Genomic DNA, 1,281 nt, shown 5'->3' with positions numbered 1-1,281 from the left:
CACCCCCACACCCACCGACGACAACTCACCCACACCAATCGGCCGCAACACCAACGACCCCACCTCCGCCACCACAACCCCCACCCCATCAGCGATCGAGAGGGAGACGGCGTCCGGTGCGGAGGCCGTGGCGCGGATGCGCAGTTCACCGGCTCCCGCCGCGTGCACGGTGACGTCGTTCCAGGCGAACGGCAGCAGCACCTGGCCGTCCTCGGCCTGTGGCGCGGCTCCCAGGTTCGTGGCCTGGAGGGCGGCGTCGAGGAGGGCAGGATGGAGCACGTACTCGGTGGCCTCGGAGCGCAGGTCCTCCGGGAGCGCGACCTCGGCGAAGACCTCGTCGCCCCGCTTCCACACCGCCTTCAGCCCCTGGAACGCCGGCCCGTACTCGTAACCGCGTCCCGCCAACTCCTCGTAGAAGCCGGACAACTCGACGGGCTCCGCACCCACGGGCGGCCACTGACCCGCCGCGAAGTCGGCGGTCGCCCTCTCCGACGCGGTCGCGAGCAGCCCGCTGACGTGCCGGCTCCAGGACGTGCCGTCCGCGCTGTCGGCCCGGCGGGAGTACACGCTCACCGGGCGTCGTCCGGTCTCGTCCGGCGCGCCCACCGTGACCTGGATCTGTAGCTCCGCCTGCTCCGGCAGCAGCAGCGGAGACTCGATCACCAGCTCTCCGACGACCGGGTAGCCGACCTCTTCGCCGGCCCGGACGACGAGTTCGAGGAGTGCGGTGCCGGGGACGAGGGGACTGCCACTGACCCGGTGATCGTCCAGCCACGGATGACTCTTCAACGAGACCCGACCGGTGAACACCGACCCGTCCGCATCCGGCAACTCCACCACCGCACCCAACAACGGATGCCCCACCACACCCAGACCAGCACCACCCACATCAGCAACCCGCCGACCCACCCCCAACCAATACCGCTGACGCTGAAACGCATACGTCGGCAGACTCGGCACAGACCCACCAACCCCCGGCAACACCCCCGACCAATCCACATCCACCCCACGCACCCACAGATTCGCCGCCGACGACAAAAACCGACGCATACCCCCGTCACCACGCCGCAACGACCCCGTCACCACCGACGGCACATCCCCCACCACATCCGACACCACATCCGACACCGCACCCGTCAACACCCCATGCGCACTCGACTCCACAAACACCCGGAACCCGTCCGCAACCAACGCCTGCACCGCAGACCCGAACCGCACCGGCTGCCGCAGATTCCGATACCAATACCCACCCCCCATCCGACCATCCTCAACCCACTCACC

1 protein-coding gene is annotated in these 1,281 nt (G+C 68.9%); it reads right to left on the bottom strand.

What is annotated here, in order from left to right; all coding sequences use genetic code 11:
• Nucleotides 1-1,257, bottom strand: a 1,257-nt coding sequence (locus tag ACFC09_RS46070) for a polyketide synthase dehydratase domain-containing protein (protein WP_376539206.1), incomplete at its 3' end; no start/stop codon positions are given.
• Nucleotides 1,258-1,281: the final 24 nt, after the last annotated feature.

Origin of the sequence: Streptomyces sp. NPDC056161 (genome assembly GCF_042268025.1) — a bacterium.
Classification (GTDB): domain Bacteria; phylum Actinomycetota; class Actinomycetes; order Streptomycetales; family Streptomycetaceae; genus Streptomyces.
This window is presented reverse-complemented; position numbering and strand designations above follow the sequence as displayed.